The 20,377-nt window shown below is 71.4% G+C and carries 21 protein-coding genes and 1 riboswitch; of the genes, 11 read left to right on the forward strand and 10 right to left on the reverse strand.

Going from position 1 to position 20,377, the window contains the following annotated elements; genetic code table 11:
* Positions 1–38: 38 nt before the first annotated feature.
* The 3 genes from rsgA to ACZ6K0_RS06040 are packed head-to-tail and all read right to left on the reverse strand — an operon-like array spanning position 39 to position 3,091.
* Positions 39–1,052 carry a ribosome small subunit-dependent GTPase A gene (rsgA, locus tag ACZ6K0_RS06030; protein ID WP_376400351.1) on the reverse strand — a complete coding sequence of 338 codons (1,014 nt, stop codon included), beginning with the start codon at positions 1,050–1,052 and terminating at the stop codon, positions 39–41.
* A 3-nt stretch (positions 1,053–1,055) separates the two neighbouring features.
* Positions 1,056–2,387 carry a 3-phosphoshikimate 1-carboxyvinyltransferase gene (gene aroA, locus ACZ6K0_RS06035; RefSeq protein ID WP_469227696.1) on the reverse strand — a complete coding sequence of 444 codons (1,332 nt, stop codon included), beginning with the start codon at positions 2,385–2,387 and terminating at the stop codon, positions 1,056–1,058.
* Between the two features lie 20 nt (positions 2,388–2,407).
* Entirely contained in the window at positions 2,408–3,091 is a 684-nt protein-coding gene (locus tag ACZ6K0_RS06040) for a M50 family metallopeptidase (protein ID WP_376400345.1), read from the reverse strand.
* A 49-nt stretch (positions 3,092–3,140) separates the two neighbouring features.
* On the opposite strand from ACZ6K0_RS06040, the gene ACZ6K0_RS06045 reads away from it, so the two are divergent.
* The 8 genes from ACZ6K0_RS06045 (at position 3,141) to def (ending at position 10,639) form a co-directional block, all read left to right on the forward strand.
* Positions 3,141–3,956: an SOS response-associated peptidase gene (locus tag ACZ6K0_RS06045; protein WP_376400342.1), complete on the forward strand. Its 816-nt coding sequence runs from the start codon at positions 3,141–3,143 to the stop codon at positions 3,954–3,956.
* 40 nt (positions 3,957–3,996) lie between these two features.
* Positions 3,997–4,650, forward strand: coding sequence for an alpha/beta hydrolase family protein (locus tag ACZ6K0_RS06050; RefSeq protein WP_469227695.1), 654 nt, complete (start codon positions 3,997–3,999; stop codon positions 4,648–4,650).
* A 252-nt stretch (positions 4,651–4,902) separates the two neighbouring features.
* Positions 4,903–5,559: a sigma-70 family RNA polymerase sigma factor gene (locus tag ACZ6K0_RS06055; protein ID WP_376400531.1), complete on the forward strand. Its 657-nt coding sequence runs from the start codon at positions 4,903–4,905 to the stop codon at positions 5,557–5,559.
* On the forward strand, positions 5,556–5,885 hold the full coding sequence (rsrA, locus tag ACZ6K0_RS06060) for a mycothiol system anti-sigma-R factor (protein WP_376400336.1): 330 nt from the start codon (positions 5,556–5,558) through the stop codon (positions 5,883–5,885). The genes ACZ6K0_RS06055 and rsrA overlap by 4 nt, the downstream gene beginning before the upstream one ends.
* A 180-nt stretch (positions 5,886–6,065) precedes the next feature.
* The gene (locus ACZ6K0_RS06065) at positions 6,066–7,595 is read left to right on the forward strand and encodes an HD-GYP domain-containing protein (RefSeq protein WP_469228014.1); all 1,530 of its coding nucleotides are present in this window, start codon (positions 6,066–6,068) and stop codon (positions 7,593–7,595) included.
* Positions 7,592–8,848, forward strand: a complete 1,257-nt coding sequence (locus tag ACZ6K0_RS06070) for an HD-GYP domain-containing protein (RefSeq protein ID WP_376400334.1) — start codon at positions 7,592–7,594, stop codon at positions 8,846–8,848. Before ACZ6K0_RS06065 ends, ACZ6K0_RS06070 begins: the two co-directional genes overlap by 4 nt.
* Positions 8,849–8,928: 80 nt before the next feature.
* Positions 8,929–9,909 (forward strand): tetratricopeptide repeat protein, encoded by a 981-nt coding sequence (locus ACZ6K0_RS06075; protein ID WP_189799965.1) that lies wholly within the window; start codon positions 8,929–8,931, stop codon positions 9,907–9,909.
* A gap of 67 nt (positions 9,910–9,976) precedes the next feature.
* On the forward strand, positions 9,977–10,639 hold the full coding sequence (gene def / locus ACZ6K0_RS06080) for a peptide deformylase (protein WP_469227694.1): 663 nt from the start codon (positions 9,977–9,979) through the stop codon (positions 10,637–10,639).
* A 66-nt stretch (positions 10,640–10,705) separates the two neighbouring features.
* Here the strand turns inward: def and ACZ6K0_RS06085 are convergent, their stop codons facing one another.
* Both ACZ6K0_RS06085 and ACZ6K0_RS06090 read right to left on the reverse strand, forming a co-directional pair.
* On the reverse strand, positions 10,706–11,473 hold the full coding sequence (locus ACZ6K0_RS06085; protein ID WP_469227693.1) for a GntR family transcriptional regulator: 768 nt from the start codon (positions 11,471–11,473) through the stop codon (positions 10,706–10,708).
* On the reverse strand, positions 11,470–12,015 hold the full coding sequence (locus ACZ6K0_RS06090) for a UTRA domain-containing protein (protein ID WP_469227692.1): 546 nt from the start codon (positions 12,013–12,015) through the stop codon (positions 11,470–11,472). The genes ACZ6K0_RS06085 and ACZ6K0_RS06090 overlap by 4 nt, the downstream gene beginning before the upstream one ends.
* Positions 12,016–12,168: 153 nt before the next feature.
* Between ACZ6K0_RS06090 and ACZ6K0_RS06095 the strand changes: the two genes are divergently transcribed.
* The 3 genes from ACZ6K0_RS06095 to ACZ6K0_RS06105 are packed head-to-tail and all read left to right on the forward strand — an operon-like array spanning position 12,169 to position 14,092.
* A complete protein-coding gene (locus ACZ6K0_RS06095; RefSeq protein WP_469227691.1) occupies positions 12,169–12,414 on the forward strand; it encodes an ATP-binding protein in 246 nt (81 codons plus the stop codon).
* Positions 12,414–13,538 carry an adenosylhomocysteinase gene (locus ACZ6K0_RS06100; RefSeq protein WP_469227690.1) on the forward strand — a complete coding sequence of 375 codons (1,125 nt, stop codon included), beginning with the start codon at positions 12,414–12,416 and terminating at the stop codon, positions 13,536–13,538. The genes ACZ6K0_RS06095 and ACZ6K0_RS06100 overlap by 1 nt, the downstream gene beginning before the upstream one ends.
* Positions 13,539–13,549: 11 nt before the next feature.
* Positions 13,550–14,092 carry an NUDIX hydrolase gene (locus ACZ6K0_RS06105; RefSeq protein ID WP_469227689.1) on the forward strand — a complete coding sequence of 181 codons (543 nt, stop codon included), beginning with the start codon at positions 13,550–13,552 and terminating at the stop codon, positions 14,090–14,092.
* 74 nt (positions 14,093–14,166) lie between these two features.
* On the opposite strand, the gene ACZ6K0_RS06110 is transcribed toward ACZ6K0_RS06105, so the two are convergent.
* From ACZ6K0_RS06110 to ACZ6K0_RS06130, 5 genes are all read right to left on the reverse strand, one after another.
* A complete protein-coding gene (locus ACZ6K0_RS06110; RefSeq protein WP_469227688.1) occupies positions 14,167–15,183 on the reverse strand; it encodes a ribonucleotide-diphosphate reductase subunit beta in 1,017 nt (338 codons plus the stop codon).
* Entirely contained in the window at positions 15,183–17,555 is a 2,373-nt protein-coding gene (locus ACZ6K0_RS06115; protein ID WP_469227687.1) for a ribonucleoside-diphosphate reductase subunit alpha, read from the reverse strand. The genes ACZ6K0_RS06110 and ACZ6K0_RS06115 overlap by 1 nt, the downstream gene beginning before the upstream one ends.
* A gap of 141 nt (positions 17,556–17,696) precedes the next feature.
* Positions 17,697–17,794: riboswitch (adenosylcobalamin-variant (AdoCbl-variant) riboswitch) on the reverse strand.
* Positions 17,795–17,860: 66 nt separating this feature from the next.
* Positions 17,861–18,361 (reverse strand): GNAT family N-acetyltransferase, encoded by a 501-nt coding sequence (locus ACZ6K0_RS06120; RefSeq protein ID WP_376400321.1) that lies wholly within the window; start codon positions 18,359–18,361, stop codon positions 17,861–17,863.
* An 82-nt stretch (positions 18,362–18,443) separates the two neighbouring features.
* Positions 18,444–20,090 (reverse strand): monocarboxylate uptake permease MctP, encoded by a 1,647-nt coding sequence (mctP, locus tag ACZ6K0_RS06125; RefSeq protein WP_469227686.1) that lies wholly within the window; start codon positions 20,088–20,090, stop codon positions 18,444–18,446.
* Positions 20,087–20,359, reverse strand: coding sequence for a DUF3311 domain-containing protein (locus ACZ6K0_RS06130; protein WP_376400315.1), 273 nt, complete (start codon positions 20,357–20,359; stop codon positions 20,087–20,089). Before ACZ6K0_RS06130 ends, mctP begins: the two co-directional genes overlap by 4 nt.
* Positions 20,360–20,377 lie beyond the last annotated feature (18 nt).

Consider the following 20,377-nt stretch of genomic DNA (forward strand, 5'->3'; position numbering starts at 1 on the left):
GCACTTACCGGTGGCAGTGGGTCGTAAACGCCGGCGGGTCAGTCGCCCTCGCGTCGCTCGCGGGTCGCGAGCAGCCGCCGCAGCGAATAGAGCCGCGCGGGGTCCGCGTGCCCCTCCGCCACGAAGGCGTCGAGCGCGCAGTCCGGCTCGTCGTGGCTGCACGCGCGCGGGCAGTTCTCCGTACCCGGTACGAGGTCGGGGAAGGCGAGGATCACCCGGGACGGGTCGACGTGGTGCAGCCCGAAGGAGCGCACGCCGGGCGTGTCGATGACCCAGCCGCCCTCCTTGTCGTCGAGCGGCAGGGCGAGCGCCGAGGTCGTCGTGTGCCGGCCGCGGCCCGTGACCGCGTTGACCACGCCCGTCGTCCGCCGCCGGTCCGCCGGGACCAGGGCGTTGACCAGCGTCGTCTTGCCGACACCGGAGTGTCCGACGAAGGCGGTGGTGCGGCCCTTGAGGTGCTCGTGGACCCGCTCGGCCGCGACGCCGTCCACGAACTCGTCGCGGGTGGTGACCACGTGCGGGACGCCGAGCGCCCCGTACATCTCCAGGAGCGAGTCCGGCGACGCCAGGTCCGACTTGGTCAGGACGAGGAGCGGGGAGAGCCCGCCGTCGTACGCGGCGACCAGACAGCGGTCGATCAGCCGGGGACGCGGCTCGGGGTCGGCGAGCGCGGTGACGATCGCCAGCTGGTCGGCGTTGGCGACGACCACCCGCTCGAACGGGTCGTCGTCGTCGGCCGTGCGCCGGAGCACCGAGGTCCGCGCGCTGATCCGGACGATCCGGGCCAGCGTGTCCTTCTCGCCGGACAGGTCGCCGACGATGAGGACCCGGTCGCCGACCACGGCGGCCTTGCGGCCCAGCTCGCGCGCCTTCATCGCCGTCACGATCCGGTCGTCGACCAGGCAGGTCAGCCGCCCGCGGTCGACGGTGAGGACCATGCCCTCGACGGCGTCCTCGTGCTTGGGGCGGATGGTCGTACGGGGACGGGTGCCCTTGCGGTTGGGCCGCTGGCGGATGTCGTCCTCGTCGGTGTTCTTGCCGTAGCGCCGCATGGTTCAGACCCCGAGCATTTCGGTCCACATCGTCGGGAAGTCCGGCAAGGTCTTCGCCGTCGTGGCCACGTCCTCGATCTCCACGCCCTCGACCGCGAGGCCGATGATCGCGCCCGCCGTCGCCATGCGGTGGTCGTGGTACGTGTGGAAGACGCCGCCGTGCAGCGGGCGCGGGCGGATGTGCAGACCGTCCTCGGTCTCCGTCACATCGCCGCCCAGCTCGTTGATCTCCTTGGTGAGGGCCGCCAGGCGGTCCGTCTCGTGCAGCCGCAGATGGGCGACCCCGCGCAGGGTCGAGGGGGAGTCGGCGAGCGCCGCGACCGCCGCGATGCCCGGGGTCAGCTCCCCGACCTCGCCGAGGTCCACGTCGATGCCGTGGATCCGGCCCGTACCGGTGAAGGTCAGACCGGCCTCGGTCAGCTCGCAGGAGCCACCCATCTCGGTGAAGATCTCCCGCAGCGCGTCACCGGGCTGGGTGGTCCGCTCGGGCCAGTCCGGCACGGTCACCCGGCCGCCGGTCACCAGCGCCGCCGCCAGGAACGGCTGCGCGTTCGACAGGTCCGGCTCGACGACCAGGTCGCGGCCGCGCAGCGCGGAGGGCGCCACCCGCCAGACGTTCGGCTCGCCGCCGTGCTCCGGCTCGTCGACCTGGGCGCCGACCGCGCGCAGCATGTCGACCGTCATCCGGATGTGCGGCAGCGAGGGCAGCTTCGTCCCCACGTGCCGGACCTCGACGCCCTGGTTGAAACGGGCCGCGGAGAGCAGCAGCGCGCTGACGAACTGGGAGGACGAGGAGGCGTCGATCTCGACCGTGCCGCCGTCCAGGCCCCCGGCGCCGTGCACGGTCAGGGGCAGCGCGCCCCGGCCGTCGTCGTCGATCCGGGCGCCGAGCGCGCGCAGCGCGTCGATCACACCGTGCAGCGGACGCTCGTGGGAGCGGGGGTCGCCGTCGAAGCGGACGGGACCGTCGGCGAGCGCCGCGACGGGGGGCAGGAAGCGCATGACCGTGCCCGCGTTGCCGACGTCGACGGTGGCCGGGCCGCGCAGCGGGGAGGGGATGATCCGCCAGGCCTCGCCGGTGCCGTCCGGGCCCACGCCCTCCTCGATCTTCACGCCGAGGGTACGCAGCGCCTCGGCCATCAGGAGGGTGTCGCGGGAGCGCAGCGGGCGGCGCAGCCAGCCCGGCTCCGAGGCGAGCGCGGCGAGGACCAGACCGCGGTTGGTGACCGACTTCGATCCGGGCACGGTGACGGTCGCGTCGACGGCGCCGCGGGCGTACGGGGCGGGCCAGAGGTCGGTGGACGGGTCGGGGCGCACGGAAGCTGCTGCGGTCATGGAATCACTGTACGGGGGTGTCAGAAGCCCAGGAGCCAGCGCCCGCCGCCGATCAGGGAGCAGATCGAGACCGCGTGGAAGAAGAGGAGCCACACCCCCGGGTGCACATGGGTGAGGCGCGCGAGCTGGTCCGCGTCCGAGTCGGGCGCGCCGCCGTGGCGCCGTTTCGCCTGGAGCTCGAAGGCCGGGCGGACGCCGCCGAGGAGCAGGAACCACACCACCGCGTAGGCGAAGAGCGACTGGACCTCGGGACCGGTCAGCCAGGACACGAGGAGGAAGGCCGCGCCCGTCAGGAGGACGGTGAGGATCCCGTACGCGTTCCGGACCATCACGAGCATCGCGAGGAGCAGACCGGTCGCGAGCCAGAGCAGCAGGGTGACCAGGCCCGCGCCGAGCAGGGCGGCGCCGCCGAGGCCGAGCAGCGGGGCCGCGGTGTAGCCGGCGGCCAGGGTGAGGACCACGCCGATGCCGGTCGGGCGGCCCCGGGTCACGGTCAGCCCGCTGGTGTCCGAGTGCAGCCGGATCGCCTCCAGGCGGCGGCCGGTCGCGAGGGCGACGATCCCGTGCCCGCCCTCGTGGGCGATGGTGATCGCGTTGCGGGCCAGGAGCCAGGCGCGGCGGGGCACGGTGACGGCGAGGGCGGCGACCGCGGTGGCGATCACCAGCCACTCGGCCGGGGCGGCCTTCGGGCTGAAGAGGTCCATCGTTCGGGCCGCTCCTCGGGAGCTCGGGGATCGTGGCAGTGTGGCACGTATGTGCGGACGGTATGCAGCGAGTCGGCGGCCCGAGGACCTCGTCGACACCTTCGGGATCGAGAAGTGGGAGCCGGAGGAGACCCTGGCCCCCGACTGGAACGTGGCGCCCACCAAAGAGGTCTGGGCCGTTCTGGAGCGTCCTCTGAAAGACGCGGAAACGCGGCGGCCGGTTCGCCAGCTGCGCGCGCTGAAATGGGGCCTCGTCCCGTCCTGGGCGAAGACGCCCGAGGGCGCCGCCCGGATGATCAACGCGCGCGCTGAGACCCTCCACGAGAAGCCCTCCTTCAAACGCGCGTTCGCGGCCCGCCGCTGCATCCTGCCCGCCGACGGCTACTACGAATGGGTGACCGCCGCGGGGGAGCGGGACCTGGAAGTGGAGGGGAAGAAGAAGAGGCCGCGGAAGCAGCCGTACTTCGTGACCCCGGCGGACGGCTCGGTCTTCGCGATGGCCGGCCTCTACGAGTTCTGGCGCGACCGCACCCTCCCCGACGAGCACCCCTCCGCGTGGTGGGTGACCTGCTCGGTCGTCACCACCGAGGCCGAGACGGGCCCGCTGGGCGTGGCCCCGGCCGAGGGCCCCCGCTCGCTCGCCGACATCCACCCCCGGATGCCCCTGATGCTGACGGAGGACCGCTGGGACGCCTGGCTCGACCCGGCGCGCACCGGAGAGGACGAGCTGCGCGGGCTGCTCGGCGCACCGCCGGAGGGGCTGATGCGGGCCTACCCCGTGTCGACGGCGGTGAGCAACGTCCGCAACAACGGCCCCGAACTCCTGACGGAGCTGGAGGGCCCGGAGGAGGGCACGCTGTTCTGAGGTCCTCCGGCCGGACGAGCGCGGACGGCAGGATGGGGACGTGACAGAGTACGAGACCGTTCCCGCCGAGCACGAGACCGTTCCCACCGACGCCGGTGACGCCCGTGTCACCTGGTACGCCGGTACGGAGCCGTGGGCCGTCCTCGCCCTCGGCCACGGCGCCGGCGGCGGCGTCGAGGCCCGTGACCTCCAGGCCCTCGCCCGCGCCCTGCCCGCCCACGGCGTGACCACCGCCCTCGTCGAGCAGCCCTGGCGCGTCGCCGGCAAGAAGGTCGCGCCCGCGCCGAAGACCCTCGACACCGGCTGGCGCGGCCTCTGGCCGGCCCTCGCGAAGCCCGGACTCCCCGTGATCGCGGGCGGCCGCAGCGCCGGAGCCCGGGTCGCCTGCCGGACCGGGCGGGAACTGGGCGCCCTCGCCGTCCTCGCGCTGAGCTTCCCCCTCCACCCGCCGGGGAAGCCGGAGCGCTCCCGCGCCGACGAACTCCTCGGCACCGGCCTGCCCACCCTCGTCGTCCAGGGCGGCAACGACCCCTTCGGGCGCCCCGAGGAGTTCCCGGCGGGCGGACACACCCTCGTCGAGGTGCCGTACGGAGACCACGGCTTCGCCGTGCCCAAGCGGGCGCCGGTCACCCAGGACGAGGCCCTCGACGGGCTGGTCGCCGGCGTCGTCGCGTGGCTCGTCACCCTGCGCTGACAACGACTCCCGCACCGGGAATGTTGAGCGGGGGGCCTCTGTTGTGGAGAACGTCGGTGTGAGAACAAGGAAGAGGGAGTCCGTCGCATGGGTTCGACCATCTGCCCCGAGCGCGCGCAGGCCGCTGACCTCGACTGGACAGTGCTGCCCGCGCCCAAGATCGCCCCTATTCGGGCGGCGGGCGGAGCGGTTCCTCGTCTATCCTCCGAAACGAGTGGGTCCGCCTTCGGGCTCGCCACCACGCTGGAGGAGGTGGGTCCGGTCACTGGGACCGACACAGGGACCGACGACGGCCCCGAGGAGACGACCGCCGAGCGCAACGCGCGCTTCGAGCGGGACGCCCTCGGATTCCTCGACCAGATGTACTCCGCCGCCCTGCGCATGACGCGCAACCCCGCGGACGCGGAGGACCTGGTGCAGGAGACCTACGCGAAGGCGTACGGATCCTTCCACCAGTTCCGCGAGGGCACGAACCTCAAGGCGTGGCTGTACCGCATCCTCACGAACACCTTCATCAACTCGTACCGCAAGAAGCAGCGTGAGCCCCAGCGCAGCGCCGCCGAGGAGATCGAGGACTGGCAGCTCGCGCGCGCCGAGTCGCACATGTCGACCGGTCTGCGCTCCGCGGAGTCCCAGGCGCTCGACCACCTTCCCGACTCCGACGTGAAGGCAGCGCTGCAGGCGATCCCCGAGGAGTTCCGCATCGCCGTCTATCTGGCGGATGTCGAGGGCTTTGCCTACAAGGAGATCGCGGACATCATGGGGACACCCATCGGTACGGTGATGTCCCGACTGCACCGGGGCCGCCGCCAGCTGCGCGGCATGCTCGAGGACTACGCCCGTGACCGCGGGCTGGTACCCGCGGGCGCCGGAGAGTCGTCGAACGATCTGAAAGGCTCGGGCTCATGAGCTGCGGAGAGCCGCACGAGACGGATTGCTCAGAGGTCCTGGATCATCTCTACGAGTTCCTCGACAAAGAGATGCCCGACAGCGACTGCACCAAGTTCGAGGTGCACTTCGAGGAGTGCTCCCCGTGCCTGGAGAAGTACGGCCTGGAGCAGGCGGTGAAGAAGCTCGTCAAGCGCTGCTGCGGCAGTGACGACGTCCCCACCGACCTGCGGTCCAAGGTCATGGGCCGGATCGACCTCATCCGCTCGGGACAGCTGGTGCCCGAGCAGGACATCACGGCGGTCGCCCCGGCGACGCCGGCTCCGGCTCCGGCTCCGCAGGAGTAGGCAGGCAGTGCCCCGACGCATTCCGGCCCGGGTGTCCGGGTGTCCGGGTGTCAGGTGACGAAGGCCGCCGCGAAGTGATCGCGGCGGCCCCACGCATATATCAGCTTGTATCACCCGATGGTGCGAATCAGCCGCAGCGTCACCTCTCGGACCGTTCCACTCGCTAGCGTGACGGGTGTGATGGGCGAGAGGGTCATTCCGCGGGCGGCCGGCGCGTACATCGGCTGCGCCCTGCTCGCCGCCGGAGCCTGCGCCCTGCCCGCGCTGCGCCCCGGCGCCACCACTCCCTGGGGCACCGTCGCGCTCCTCGCCGCCCTGTACGCGCTCTGCGAGCTGCCCGCCCGCTGCCGGCTCCTCGGCCGCGGCCTCGGCGGCTCCGTCCCCATGGGCACCGGCTCCTTCTTCCCCGTCCTGCTCGCCTCCGCGCTGCTCCTGCCGCCCGCGGCCGCCGCGCTCACCGCGCTGCCCGGCAGCCTCCTCGCCCGCGTCGAGGAGCCGCCCGCCGGACCGCGCCGCGCCTGGCGGGCCGCCGCCACGGCCCTCGCCGTCTGGGCCGCGGCCCAGGCCGCCGGCGCCCTGGGCGGCCCCGCCGCCCTCGGCCACGGCCCCGCCGCCCCCGACTTTCCGTACGCGCTGCTGCCCGCGGGCGCCGCCGCGCTCGCCTTCTGCCTGGTCCTGACCGCCCTCGACGGCGGCATCCGGGCCACCGCCGACGGACTGCCCGTCGGGGCCGCCTGGCGCGGGCTCCTCGGACGGGCCATCGCCCCGCACGCCGTGCACGGGCTCGCCGGACTGATGATGGCCGTGCTCTGGCGCAGCGCGTACGGACCGGCCGCGGCCCTCTTCGTCTTGCTGCCGATGTACATCTCCTGCTGGGTCTTCGCCCAGTACCACCGCGAGCGGGCCGCCCACCAGGCCACCATCCGCGCCCTCGTCCAGGCCGTCGACATCAAGGACCAGTACACCCGCGGCCACAGCGAACGGGTCGGCCACGCCTCCGTCCTGATCGCCCGTGAGCTCGGCATGGCGGAGGACCGGCTCGACGTCGTGCGGTTCGCCGGCATCCTCCACGACGTCGGGAAACTGGGCGTGCCCACGCGGGTGCTGCGCAAGGACGGGCCGCTGACGCCGGAGGAGCGCCGGGTCATCGAACTGCACCCCGAGTACGGGCACGAGATGGTCCGGGGCATCGGCTTCCTCGGCGAGGCCCGGTCCGCGATCCTCCACCACCACGAGCGCATGGACGGCAGCGGCTACCCGTACGGGCTGCGGGGCGAGCAGATCCCCGAGTTCGCCCGGGTGGTCGCCGTCGCCGACGCCTTCGACGCCATGACCTCCACCCGCTCCTACAGCCGGGCCCGCCCGGTCCCCACCGCCGTCGCGGAGCTGGAGCGCTGCGCGGGCAGCCAGTTCGACCCCCGGATGGTCACCGCCCTGGCCCGGGCACTCGACCGGCACGGCTGGCAGACCGACGTCACCGCCGACGAGACCCCCCAGACGCTCCCGCCGACCCCGCCGACTCCGGCAGCTCCGGCAGCTCCGGTGACTCCGGCGAGTCCGCCCGACGAGACGCAGACGGCCCCGCCGACCCCGCCGACCCCGGCACCCCCGCCCGGCCCGGCCGACGGGAACCTGCCCCCGCCGCGCGCGGCGGACGCCCCGCTGACCTCGGACACCTCCCTGACCGCCCGGCCGAAGGAGCGCGCATGAGGCCCGGGGCCCTCACCGTCGGAGCCCTGTACGGGGCGGCCCTGCTGCTGAGCGTCGCCGGCTTCGGCGCCACCCTCTGGTACGGCGTCGACGAACCCGGCAACGCCCTCGCCTTCGGCACGCTCATCGCCCTCGGCGAGCTCGCCCGCTGGGGCGCCCTCCCCGGCGAGCGCGAACCCGCGCCGCTCGCCGCCGCGGGAGCCCTCGCGTACGCCCTGCTCGGTACGGACGCCGGGACCGCCACCACCCACGGCGTCCTCCAGATCGTCGCCGTCGTCGTCGCGGGCGGCCTCGCCGGGATCGTCCCCCACCTGGCCAGGGGCCAGGGCCCCGACGCCGACCACCTCGCCCGCCGCGTCCTCACCGTCGCCTTCGCCGCCCTCTGCTTCCAGCCCCTCTACAACTCCGGCGCCGTCGTCGAGCACGTCGGCGAGGGCCCGTCGTACGCCTTCTTCCTGCTGCTCCTGCTCGTCCTGACCGCCCTCTGCGACGCCGTGCTCGCCGCCCTCGTGCTCCGCGCCCGCACCGGATTCCCGTACGGCCCCCTCCTCCGCGACGAGCTGCGCGCCCTCCTCGGCATCGGCTCCGCCGTCTGCGCCACCGGCGCTGTCATGGCGCTCGGCGTGGCCGCCGCCGGACTGTGGGCCCTCCCGGTGCTCGCCGTACCGCTGCTGCTCACCCAGGTCTCCTTCCGGCGGTACGCGGCCGTGCGCACCGTCAACCGGCAGACCATCGCCTCGCTCGCCCGCGCCACCGAGATCGCCGGCTGCACCCCGCCCGGTCACGCCCGCCGGGTCGCCGCCCTCAGTACCGCCGTCGGCCGTGAGCTGGGCCTCTCCGGGACCGACCTGGCCGTCCTCGAACACGCTGCGCTCATGCACGACATCGGACAGCTCTCCCTCGTCGACCCCGTCGAGGGCGGCGCCACCGCCCTCCTTCCGGCCGAGGAGCAGCGCCGGATCGCCCTCCTGGGCGGCGAGGTCGTCCGCAGGACCGGGGTCCCGGCGGCCGTCGCCGTGGTCGTCGAGCGGCAGGCCGACCCGTACCGCGAGCAGCCGCTGCCGGCCCGGATCGTCCGCGCGGTGAACGCCTACGACGACCTGGCGGGCGACGGCGCGGGCGCCGCCCTGGAAGCCCTGGAGCGGCTCCGCCTCGGCACCGCGCGCGACTATCACCCGGACGTCGTCGAATGCCTGGCCAGGGTCCTGGCGCGGGGCGGAGCCCCTGGGGTGACCTCGTCGATCGCTGGGTAACCCATGGGTAATGAGCGCGCGTCCGACCGGGCATGGTTGGATGCGAACAAGAGGGTGAAAGCGACCGGCAGGCGGGAATCGTGAGGATCTTCGGGAAGGTACGGCATCGGCCCTCCGCCTCGTGGCGGCAGGCCACCGACCGCGCGTTCACGCTGATCGGCGACGGGCGGTACGAGGACGCGGGCGCGCTGCTGACACGTGCGGCGGATCTGGAGCCCTGGCTCTCGGAGTCCTGGTTCAACCTGGCCCTGCTGCACAAGTTCCGGCACGACTGGGAGCAGGCCAGGGCCGCCGGGCTGCGCGCGGTCGCGCTGCTCGACAAGGAGACCGGCGCCCCCGACTGGTGGAACGTCGGCATCGCCGCCACCGCGCTCCAGGACTGGCCGCTGGCCCGCCGGGCCTGGCAGGCGTACGGCCTCAAGGTGCCCGGGGCCGCCGCGGGCACCGGCGAGCCCGCCGGCATGGAGCTGGGCAGCGCCGCCGTCCGGCTCTCGCCCGAGGGCGAGGCCGAGGTCGTGTGGGGCCGCAGGCTCGACCCGGCCCGTATCGAGGTCCTCTCCATCCCGCTGCCGTCCTCGGGGCGCCGCTGGGGCGAGGTCGTCCTCCACGACGGCGTGCCGAACGGCGAGCGCACCACCACCGCGGGCCCCTCCTACCCGGTCTTCGACGAGATCGAGCTGTGGGCGCCGTCCCCCGTTCCCACCTGGGTGGTCCTCCTGGAGGCCGCCACCGAGGCCGACCGGGACGCCCTGGAGCAGCTCGCCGCCGAGGCGGGCTTCGCCGCCGAGGACTGGTCGTCCTCCGTGCGGCTGCTCTGCCGCGCCTGTTCGGAGTCGACCATGCCGAGCGCCGAGGGCGAGGGCGAGCACTCCGACCCGCACGACCACAGCGAGCCGGGGCACCCCGGGCCGCTCGGCCACCGCTCGCCCGGCGAGCTGTGGGTCCCGGAGCGGGAGTGCGGCATCGCGGCCCCGGCGGGCCTGGTGCGCGGGCTCCTGGACGGGTGGGTGGCGGACAGTCCCGACAGCCGTGAGTGGCGTGATCTCGAAGAGGTCTGCTGAGCGGCGACCCGCGGGCCCGTAGGCTGTCATCCGACGGAATCGGGTTTTCAGGAAGGCGCGGCCGGACATGGCGCAGCAGGACACGGACGAGCAGACGCAGATCAACCTTGGGGTCTCCCCGCCGCAGGTAGGGGATGGCTACGTCGTCGACACGGAGGACTGTGAGGCGCGCGAGCTCGCCCACCGCGAGCGCGGCACGGCCCGCCCGATCACGGTCGTCGGCAACCCTGTGCTCCACCGCGAGTGCAAGAACGTCACCGAGTTCGACGACGAGCTCGCCCGGCTCGTCGACGACATGTTCGCCAGCCAGAAGGCCGCCGAGGGCGTGGGCCTGGCCGCGAACCAGATCGGCGTGGACCTGAAGGTCTTCGTCTACGACTGCATGGACGACGAGGGCGTCCGGCACGTCGGCGTCGTCTGCAACCCGGTCCTGGAGGACCTGCCGCCCGAGCTGCGCGTCCTGGACGAGTCCAACGAGGGCTGCCTGTCCGTGCCGACCGCCTACGCCGAGCTGGCCCGCCCCGACTACGCGGCGCTCACCGGCCAGGACGTCCAGGGCAACCCGATCAAGGTCCGCGGCACCGGCTACTTCGCCCGCTGCCTCCAGCACGAGACGGACCACCTGTACGGCTTCCTGTACATCGACAAGCTCTCCAAGCGCGACCGCAAGGACGCCCTCCGCCAGATGGAAGAGGGCACCCCGCGCTACGAGACGGTCCCCAACGCCTGATCGCTCGCACCTACGGCGAAGGGCCCCGCACTCCAGGAGTGCGGGGCCCTTTCCCATGCCGGCACGTCACTCCGGTGTGAATGCGTACTGAACCTCGTAGAGGTGCCCAGCCTTGACCATGACCGTGGCCTCGACGGGGCGTTCGTCGTCGCTGTAGACGACACGAAGTGTGCGAAGTACGGGGAGGTCGCTCGGCAGCTTCAGGGCTCGGTACTGATCCTGGGTGGGGACCCGCGCCGAGACCCGGTCGACGCTGAGCCGGGGCGGGAACCCCAAGGAAGCAAGGAGTGTCGGGGTGCCACCCTTGATCTTGCGGCTCTCCATGAGGGGTGTGGAGCGGGCGATGTCCAAGGGGTAGTAGGACATGACGAGTTCGGCTGGCTCGTCGTCGAGGGAGAGTAGCTGGCGGCGGAGCAGTGCCGTTTCGTCGCTCCTCAGGCTCAGAGTGGCGGAGACGTCGGCCGGAGGCCTTGTCTCGGCGACTTCCAGCAGGGTGCTGAGAGGCCGTGCACCGAGTTGCGTGGCTTCGGTGAGCCACCGGTATGGCTCCCCGGCGGCGACCGGGGCCATGAAGGCCGAGGGGCGTACGGTCTGCTGACGGTGCTCTCGGACGGTAACTGCGGCGCCTGCACGACCGACGACCAGTTGCTCTTCCTTGAGGAGTTGCAGCGCTTTCTGCACAGTGGCGTTGGAGGCGTCGAACCGGGCCTTGAGGTGCACCGTGGACGGCAGCTTGGCGCCGGGTGCGAGGTCTCCGCTCATGATCTCGTCGCGGAGGTCGGCAGCGATCCGCTCGTGGAGTGAACGTCGGTCTTCGTTGACAGGCACGGTCATCCGATCGTGATCTCGTAGCGGAGTCGCTGCCGGTGCGCGGGCATGGTCATCATGTCGACCTGGACGGGCCGGTCCCGACGGTCGAGCGTCACCCTCGCCAGTCGGAGCACCGGCTCGTCGCGCCCCATCCGTAGCGCTTCCCGCTCCTCGGCGTCAGGCATCCGAGCGGTCACGTCCTCGCGAACGCGAACGCCGATGTGCCCGAGTTCGGCGAGCAGCGCGACGGCACCGCCACGGATCTTGAGCGTCTCGGCCAGCCGGGTGCCCCGCGCGATGTCCGCAGGGTAGTAGGTGTCAGTCAACTCGCACGGCTCGCCGTCGAATTCGATGACCCGGCGCCGGACGACGACCGGCACTCCCGCGGCCACGCCGAGCAGCGCTGCGACGGCGCCGGGGGCCGGCACCTCACCGGCGTGGATGATGCGCTGACTCCCCACACCGCCTCGGGCGGCAGCCTCGGCAGCCCAGGCGTCGGACCGCCCCTCGCCGTCCTGTGGCGTCAGGTACGGCTCAGAGGTGCTGACCCAGGCCTTGCTGCTCATGACGTCCTCCCGCGTGACCGCCTTGCTCGACCTTGCTGCTTTACACGTTAAGCGACGCACTCCCCAAGACTCCAAGGGTAACCTTGCTGCTTTTCGCGAATAGCGGTACGGTTTCGAGGATCGTACAGCCCAGGATCAAGGTGGTGGTCACCAGTGGCTCTGTCATGGCAGCGACGTTTCCCCCGTGCGCGCAGCTCCGTTCCGGCGGCGCGAGCCTTCGCGCTTGAGGCTCTGGCGCAGTGGGGGATCGTGGATCGTCGGGAGGAGATCCGTCTCTGCGTCTCCGAACTCGCCACGAATGCCCTGCGGCATGGTGTTCCGGCGGGCCGCGAGTTCTGTCTGAGGGTGGTGGCGGACGACCAGACGATGATCGCGTCCGTTCGGCGAGGGGGCCGGTGATGGAGACCTTCGAGCGTGCTCGGCTGGACGCCTACTTCGACCGGATCGCCTCGATCTTCGTGCCCGCCGAGCGACCCGCCTCGTTGCTGATCACACACCTGCTGCCGGAGCGCCCGGCATTCGTCCGGGGCGTGGCGGCCGTGACCGAGCTACGCGCGGTACTCCCCAAGCCGAAGTCCGTTCACGCCGAAGCGCTGCGCCAGGTCGAGAGCGATGGGCACGTGTGCGACAAGCTGTCGCGGGAGCTGTTCGCCGATCCCGAGCGGGCCGTGCGGTACCTCGACACACGGGCCGGCGGACGACCGGTCGTCCTGCTCGATGTGGGCGGGTACTTCGCCCCGTCGATCGAGGCGCTGTGCACCCGATTCCCGGGCCGGATCCTCGGCGTCGTCGAGGACACCGAGAACGGGCATCGCCGCTACTCCGACCTCGACGAGCTGCCGTGCCCGATCATCTCGGTGGCACGCTCGCCCCTCAAGGACCCCGAGGATTTCCTCGTGGGCCGGTCGGTCGTGTTCTCGACCGAGGCGCTCATGCGTGGCCGGGGTGACATCCTGTACGGCCGTACGGCTTTCGTGATCGGTTTCGGGAAGCTCGGGTCGAGCATCGCCCGGTTACTGCACGCCCAGGGCGTCAGGGTCACGGTGTACGACATCGATCCCGTACGCCGCACGCAGGCACTCGCGCAGGGCTTTACGGTGGCACGCGACCGCGAGGCGGGGCTCGGTGACGCCGGGCTCGTGTTGTGCGCCACGGGGGCACTCGCACTGCGTGGAGAAGACTTTCCCCGACTGCGCAACGGGGCGTACGTCGCCACCGTTACCAGCAGCGAGGACGAACTCGAACTCGCCGGGCTGCCGAACGTGTACGAGCGTGCTCACGTCGGTGAGCACGTCACACGCTATGTGACGACCGGCCACTACTTCTACCTGCTCAACGGAGGCAACGCCGTGAACTTCCTGCACGGCGCCAGCGTGGGACCGTTCATCTTCCTCGTCCAAGCCGAGCTGCTCGCCGCTTCCGCCGCGATCGCCCGAGGTGGCCTCGGTCCCGGAATGCACGAGATCAGCCCGGCAGACCGCGCCACCATCGCCGCGGCCTGGCTGGACTACTTCAACCGCTGAGGAGACACCCGTTGTCCATCACCCCCGACCACATCCGCGAGACCCTGGACGTCTACCTCGACGCCCACCCTGACGAGAACCGGCGGCTCTCCGCCCTCATGGAACTCCTCGACGCCGAGGCCGACCTCACGAGCCGGAAGGAGTTCCGAGGCCATGTCACCGCCGGGGCGGTCCTGGTCGACCCCGCCGGCCGCGTGCTGCACATCGAGCACCTTGCGCTGAACCGCTGGCTCCTCCCCGGCGGGCACATCGAGAACGACGACACCACCCTCCTTGCTGCCGCACAGCGTGAGCTCACCGAGGAGACCGGCATCTCCGCCTCGGTCGTCGTCCCGGTCGGCCGCCACCCCCTACACATCGACGCCCACTCCATCCCGGCCAACCCGGCCAAGGGTGAGCCCGATCACCGACACTTCGACTTCCGGTTCCTCTTCCGCACTTCGGCCGATGTCGTCGCCCTTCAGCTCGACGAGGTCACTGCTGCGGCCTGGCGCCACGCCGACACGATCGAGAACGAGACCCTGCGGAGCCGCGTGCTTCAGACACTGCGCTGACGACACGGCCTGTCCGGGAACGCGGAAGGCCCCGCACTCCAGGAGTGCGGGGCCCTTCGCCGTACAGGGGAGACCTAGAAGTCCTCGTCCAGGTCCACCGAGCCCTCGACGGCCACCTGGTAGGCGGACGGGCGGCGCTCGAAGAAGTTGGTCAGCTCCTGGACGCCCTGGAGCTCCATGAACGCGAACGGGTTCTCCGAGCCGTACACCGGGGCGAAGCCGAGGCGCTGGAGGCGCTGGTCGGCGACGCACTGGAGGTACTCGCGCATCGACTCGGTGTTCATGCCCGGCAGGCCGTCGCCGCACAGGTCGCGGCCGAACTGCAGCTCCGCCTCCACGGCCTCCTTCAGCATGTCGGTGACCTGCTGCCGGAGGGCGTCGTCGAAGAGCTCCGGCTCCTCCTTGCGGACGGTGTCCACGACCTCGAAGGCGAAGTTCATGTGCATCGTCTCGTCGCGGAACACCCAGTTGGTGCCGGTCGCCAGGCCGTGCAGCAGACCGCGCGACCGGAACCAGTACACGTACGCGAAGGCGCCGTAGAAGAACAGGCCCTCGATGCACGCCGCGAAGCAGATCAGGTTCAGCAGGAAGCGGCGGCGGTCGGCCTGGGTCTCCAGGCGGTCGATCTTCTCCACCGAGTCCATCCAGCGGAAGCAGAACTGCGCCTTCTCGCGGATGGAGGGGATCTCCTCGACCGCGTCGAACGCGGCGGCGCGGTCGTCCGGGTCGGGCAGGTAGGTGTCGAGCAGCGTCAGATAGAACTGGACGTGCACGGCCTCCTCGAACAGCTGGCGCGAGAGGTACAGGCGCGCCTCGGGGGAGTTGATGTGCTTGTACAGCGTCAGCACGAGGTTGTTCGACACGATCGAGTCGCCGGTCGCGAAGAAGGCGACGAGGCGGCCGATCATGTGCTGCTCACCGGGGGTGAGCTTGGCGAGGTCGGCGACGTCCGAGTGGAGGTCGACCTCCTCGACGGTCCACGTGTTCTTGATGGCGTCGCGGTAGCGCTCGTAGAAGTCCGGGTAGCGCATCGGACGGAGGGTCAGTTCGAAGCCCGGGTCGAGGAGGTTCTTCTGTTCGTTGGAGCTCATCACTGGCAGGCCTCGCAGGACTCGGGGTTTTCCAGGGAGCAGGCGAGGGCGTCCGCGTCGGGGGTCGCCTGCTGGACGGGGATGGTGGCGGCGGTGGGCGTCGCGGCCTGGGCGGCGCGGGCGATCCGGGTCGCCGGGCGGGAGCGCAGGTAGTACGTCGTCTTCAGACCCTGCTTCCAGGCGTACGCGTACATCGACGACAGCTTGCCGATCGTCGGCGTCTCCAGGAACAGGTTCAGGGACTGCGACTGGTCGAGGAACGGCGTCCGCGCGGCGGCCATGTCGATCAGGCCGCGCTGCGGGATCTCCCAGGCCGTGCGGTACAGCTCGCGCACCTCGGCCGGGATCCAGGTGAAGCCCGCGACCGAGCCGCTGGCGTCGCGCAGCGCGTCCCGGGTCGGGGCGTCCCACACGCCGAGCCGCTTCAGCTCGTCGACGAGGTACGAGTTGACCTGGAGGAACTCGCCCGACAGCGTCTCGCGCTTGAAGAGGTTGGAGACCTGCGGCTCGATGCACTCGTAGACGCCCGCGATCGAGGCGATGGTCGCCGTCGGCGCGATCGCCAGGAGCAGGCTGTTGCGCATGCCGACCGCGGCGATCCGCTCGCGCAGGGCCGCCCAGCGCTCCGGCCAGTTGAGCTCGACGTCGTAGTGGTCCGGGTGCAGGACACCGCGGGCCGTGCGCGTCTTGTCCCAGGCCGGGACGGGGCCGCTGCGCTCGGCGAGGTCGGCGGAGGCCTCGTACGCGGCGAGCATGATCCGCTCGGCGATACGGGTGGACAGCGCACGCGCCTCGGGGGAGTCGAACGGCAGCTTCAGCTGGAAGAAGACGTCCTGGAGGCCCATCGCGCCCAGGCCCACCGGCCGCCAGCGGGCGTTGGAACGCCCGGCCTGCTCGGTCGGGTAGAAGTTGATGTCGACGACCCGGTCGAGGAAGGTGACGGCCGTGCGGACGGTCGCGTCGAGCCGCTCCCAGTCGATGTCCTGGGTCGAAACGTCCACGAACGCGCCGAGGTTGACCGAGCCCAGGTTGCAGACCGCGGTCTCGCCGTCGTCCGTGACCTCCAGGATCTCCGTGCAGAGGTTGGAGGAGTGGACGGTGTGGCCGGGCTCGGCGGTCTGGTTGGCCGTCCGGTTCGAGGCGTCCTTGAAGGTCATCCAGCCGTTGCCGGTCTGGGCCAGGGTCCGCATCATCCGGCCGTACAGGTCGCGGGCCGGCATCGTCTTGCGGGCCAGGCCCTTCGCCTCGGCGGCGCGGTAGGCGGCGTCGAACTCCTCGCCCCACAGGTCGACGAGCTCGGGCACGTCCGCCGGGGAGAAGAGCGACCAGTCGGCGTCGGCGTTGACGCGGCGCATGAACTCGTCCGGGATCCAGTGCGCCAGGTTCAGGTTGTGCGTACGGCGCTGGTCCTCGCCCGTGTTGTCGCGGAGCTCCAGGAACTCCTCGATGTCCGCGTGCCAGGTCTCCAGGTAGACGGCGGCGGCGCCCTTGCGGCGGCCGCCCTGGTTCACGGCGGCGACGGAGGCGTCGAGGGTCTTCAGGAACGGGACGATGCCGTTGGAGTGCCCGTTGGTGCCGCGGATGAGGGAACCGCGGGCGCGGATGCGGGAGTAGGAGAGCCCGATGCCGCCGGCGTGCTTCGAGAGGCGCGCGACCTGGTGGTAGCGGTCGTAGATGGAGTCCAGCTCGTCCTGCGGGGAGTCGAGGAGGTAGCAGGAGGACATCTGCGGGTGGCGGGTGCCGGAGTTGAAGAGCGTGGGGGAGGACGGCAGGTAGTCCAGGCGGCTCATCAGGCCGTACAGCGCGCCGACCTCGGCGAGCGCGCGGACGCTCTCGTCCTCGGCGAGGCCGCAGGCGACGCGGAGCATGAAGTGCTGCGGGGTCTCGATCACCTTGCGGGTGATCGGGTGGCGCAGCAGGTAGCGCGAGAAGAGGGTGCGCAGACCGAAGTAGCCGAAGCGGTCGTCGGCGGTCTGGTCGATGGTCGCGTCGAGGCGGTCCGCGTGCCGCGCGACGAAGTCGGCGGTGCGGTCGGCGATCAGGCCCTCGCGGTGGCCGACGGCCACGGAGGCCGAGAAGCAGACCGCGCCCTGGCCGGCGGCCTCTTCGGCGATGGTGATCGTCAGGAGCCGGGCGGCGAGCCGGGAGTAGGCCGGGTCCTCGGAGATCAGACCGGCGGCCGCCTCGGTGGCCAGCTCGCGCAGTTCCGCCTCGTCCGACGTGGCGCTGCGGCCGCGGAGCGCGGCGGCGGCGATCTTGCCGGGGTCGGTGTCGGGGAGGTCGGCGGTGAGATCGGTCAGGGTCCGCAGCAGCACGGTGCCGGGTCCGTCGCTCTCGATCGCCGTGGCCGGATCGGCGGGCGCGATGGTCACGTGGGGGCTCTCCCTCGCTCGGCTCGGGGCCGCGGCGGGGGAAGGCGGGCAGGCGGGCATCCGTACGGACGCGCCGCGTCCACCGGCCCACTCCGCGAGGCCCGGACGTCAGTGACACCCGGAACGGCTGGACCGGGTGTGCTGTCGGCAGGTCCTCGGACTCACTTCGTACGAATCAACACGAAGCACACCGTTGCGGGACAGTTCCGGATTCGCGCCGGATTTCCCTGCGTCGACAGCGAGGACGAGCATACATGTGGGGGGCGCCGCTCGCAGAACCCCCCACATGTTGTGTCGTCCGTGTGTCAGAACTCCAGGGCGTAGGTCCGCAGCTGGTGGCCGGGAATCGGTTCCCAGTCCCGCTCAGGGGTGCGGACGAAGCCCATCCGCTCGTAGATCCGGTGCGCCGAGACCATCTTCGCGTCGGTGGAGAGCACGAGCCGCGCGCACCCCGGCAGGGCCCGTGCGCGGTCCGCACAGGCGCGGACGAGGGCCTCTCCGACGCCCCTGCCGCGAGCCTCCGGAGCGACCGCGAGCATCCGGAACTCGGCCTCGCCGGCGACGGCGATGTCCGCCCACGGGGTGGAGCCGGGGGCGAAGGTCACCCCGCCGATGATCCGGTCGTCCTCGTCGGCGGCGACGAGCACCTCGGCCTCGCGGGCCCGCCGGGCCGTGTCCTTCAGTACGTCCAGGTAGAAGTCGTCCTCGCCGTACAGCAGCAGCCCGTCGTTCAGGTATGTCAGCCCGGTGAGTTCCCCGAGCTCCTCGTGTTCCTCGGGCCGTACCGCCCTGATCGTGAAGTCCATGGGGGCAGTGTGCCCCGGGGGTACGGGAAGGGGCCCGGGATTTCCTGGCGGAGATCCCGGGCCCCTGTGTCGTACCGCGAGGTCAGTGCGCTCCGGCGCCGACCTTCGGGTCCGCCTGCGGGTCCGGCTTCGGCTTCGCCGCGCGGGCCGGCGCGTCGACCGTGTAGTCCGACGGGGAGGTCTCGTCGACGCCCTCGGGGGCCTTCAGGGCCTTGAGGACGAAGGTCAGGACGACCGTGACGACGACGTTGAGGACGAACGCGGTGAGGCCGATGTAGCCGATCTCGCCGATGCCCGGGATCTCGGCGGAGGAGCCGCCGAAGTGCTTCTGCGTCGGGCTGGCGACGCCGTACGCGGCGACCGTGCCGTAGACCATGCCGACGGCCCAGCCGGCGAGCAGCGCCCAGCGGTGGAACCAGCGGGTGAAGAGGCCGCCGACCAGCGCCGGGAAGGTCTGGAGGATCCAGATCCCGCCGAGCAGCTGGAAGTTGATGGCGACCGTCTTGTCCATGGTGAGGACGAAGGCCAGCGCGCCGACCTTCACCAGGAGCGAGACCAGCTTGGAGACCTTGGTCTCCTGGGCCGGAGTCGCGTCCGGCTTGATGAAGTCCTTGTAGATGTTGCGGGTGAAGAGGTTGGCCGCGGCGATCGACATGATCGCGGCCGGGACGAGCGCGCCGATGCCGATCGCGGCGAACGCGACGCCCGCGAACCAGTCCGGGAACATGGTCTCGAAGAGCTGCGGGATGGCGAGCTGGCCGTTCTTGACCTGGATCCCGGCGGCGATCGCCATGAAGCCGAGCAGCGCGAGCAGGCCCAGCATCAGCGAGTACAGCGGCAGGATCGTGGTGTTGCGGCGGATGACCTCACGGCTCCGCGACGACAGGGTCGCCGTGATGGAGTGCGGGTACATGAAGAGCGCGAGCGCCGAGCCGAGCGCCAGCGTCGCGTACGTCCACTGCCCGGCCTCGCCGGGGACGAGCGCGCCGCGCGGCTTGCCGGTCGCCGGGTTGGTCTGCGCGTACGCCTCGCCCGCCTTGGCGAAGATCTCGTCGAAGCCGCCGAGCTTGATCGGGATGTAGATGATCGCCACCGCGATGACGATGTAGATCAGGGTGTCCTTGACGAACGCGATGAGCGCGGGCGCGCGCAGGCCCGAGGAGTACGTGTACGCCGCGAGGACACCGAAGGCGATGAGCAGCGGCAGGTCCTTGATGAACCAGTGGGTGGTCTCGCCGCCGCCGACGCCCATCACGTCCAGGACGGCCTGGATGCCGACGAGCTGGAGCGCGATGTACGGCATGGTGGCGAGGATGCCGGTGACGGCCACCGCGAGCGAGAGGCCCTTGGAGTCCCAGCGGCCGCGCACGAAGTCCGAGGTGGTGACGTACCCGTGCTTGTGCGAGACCGACCAGAGGCGCGGCAGGAAGGTGAAGATCAGCGGGTACACCAGGATCGTGTACGGGACGGCGAAGAAGCCGGCCGCGCCCGCCGCGTAGATGGCCGCCGGGACGGCGACGAAGGTGTACGCGGTGTAGAGGTCGCCGCCGAGCAGGAACCAGGTCACCCAGGTGCCGAACGACCGGCCGCCCAGGCCCCATTCGTCGAGGCTGTTCTCGTTCTCGGCCCTGCGCCAGCGCGAGGCGAGGAATCCCATGACCGTGACGGCCAGGAAGAAGAAGATGAAGACGGCGAGTGCCACGCCGTTCACGCCGGTCACGTCCTTCATCGTGCGTCACCTCCCTTGCGGGCACGCTGGTCCAGCTGCCACAGCTTGTACGCGATCATGGTGAGCGCGGTGGAGATCAGCACCCAGAGCATCTGGTACCAGTAGAAGAACGGGATGCCCGCGAGGAGCGGTTCGGCCTTCGCGTACGAGCTCACCCAGAGCATCGCCACGAACGGTGCGAACAGGCAGAGCGCGATCACCACCCGCAGGGGAGTGATGGCGGGTTGTTTCCCTTGTGCCGTTTCCGACGCTTCTGACGCCTCTGACATGGCGATTCCGTCCCCTCG

The organism is Streptomyces sp. NPDC042346 (assembly GCF_055581845.1).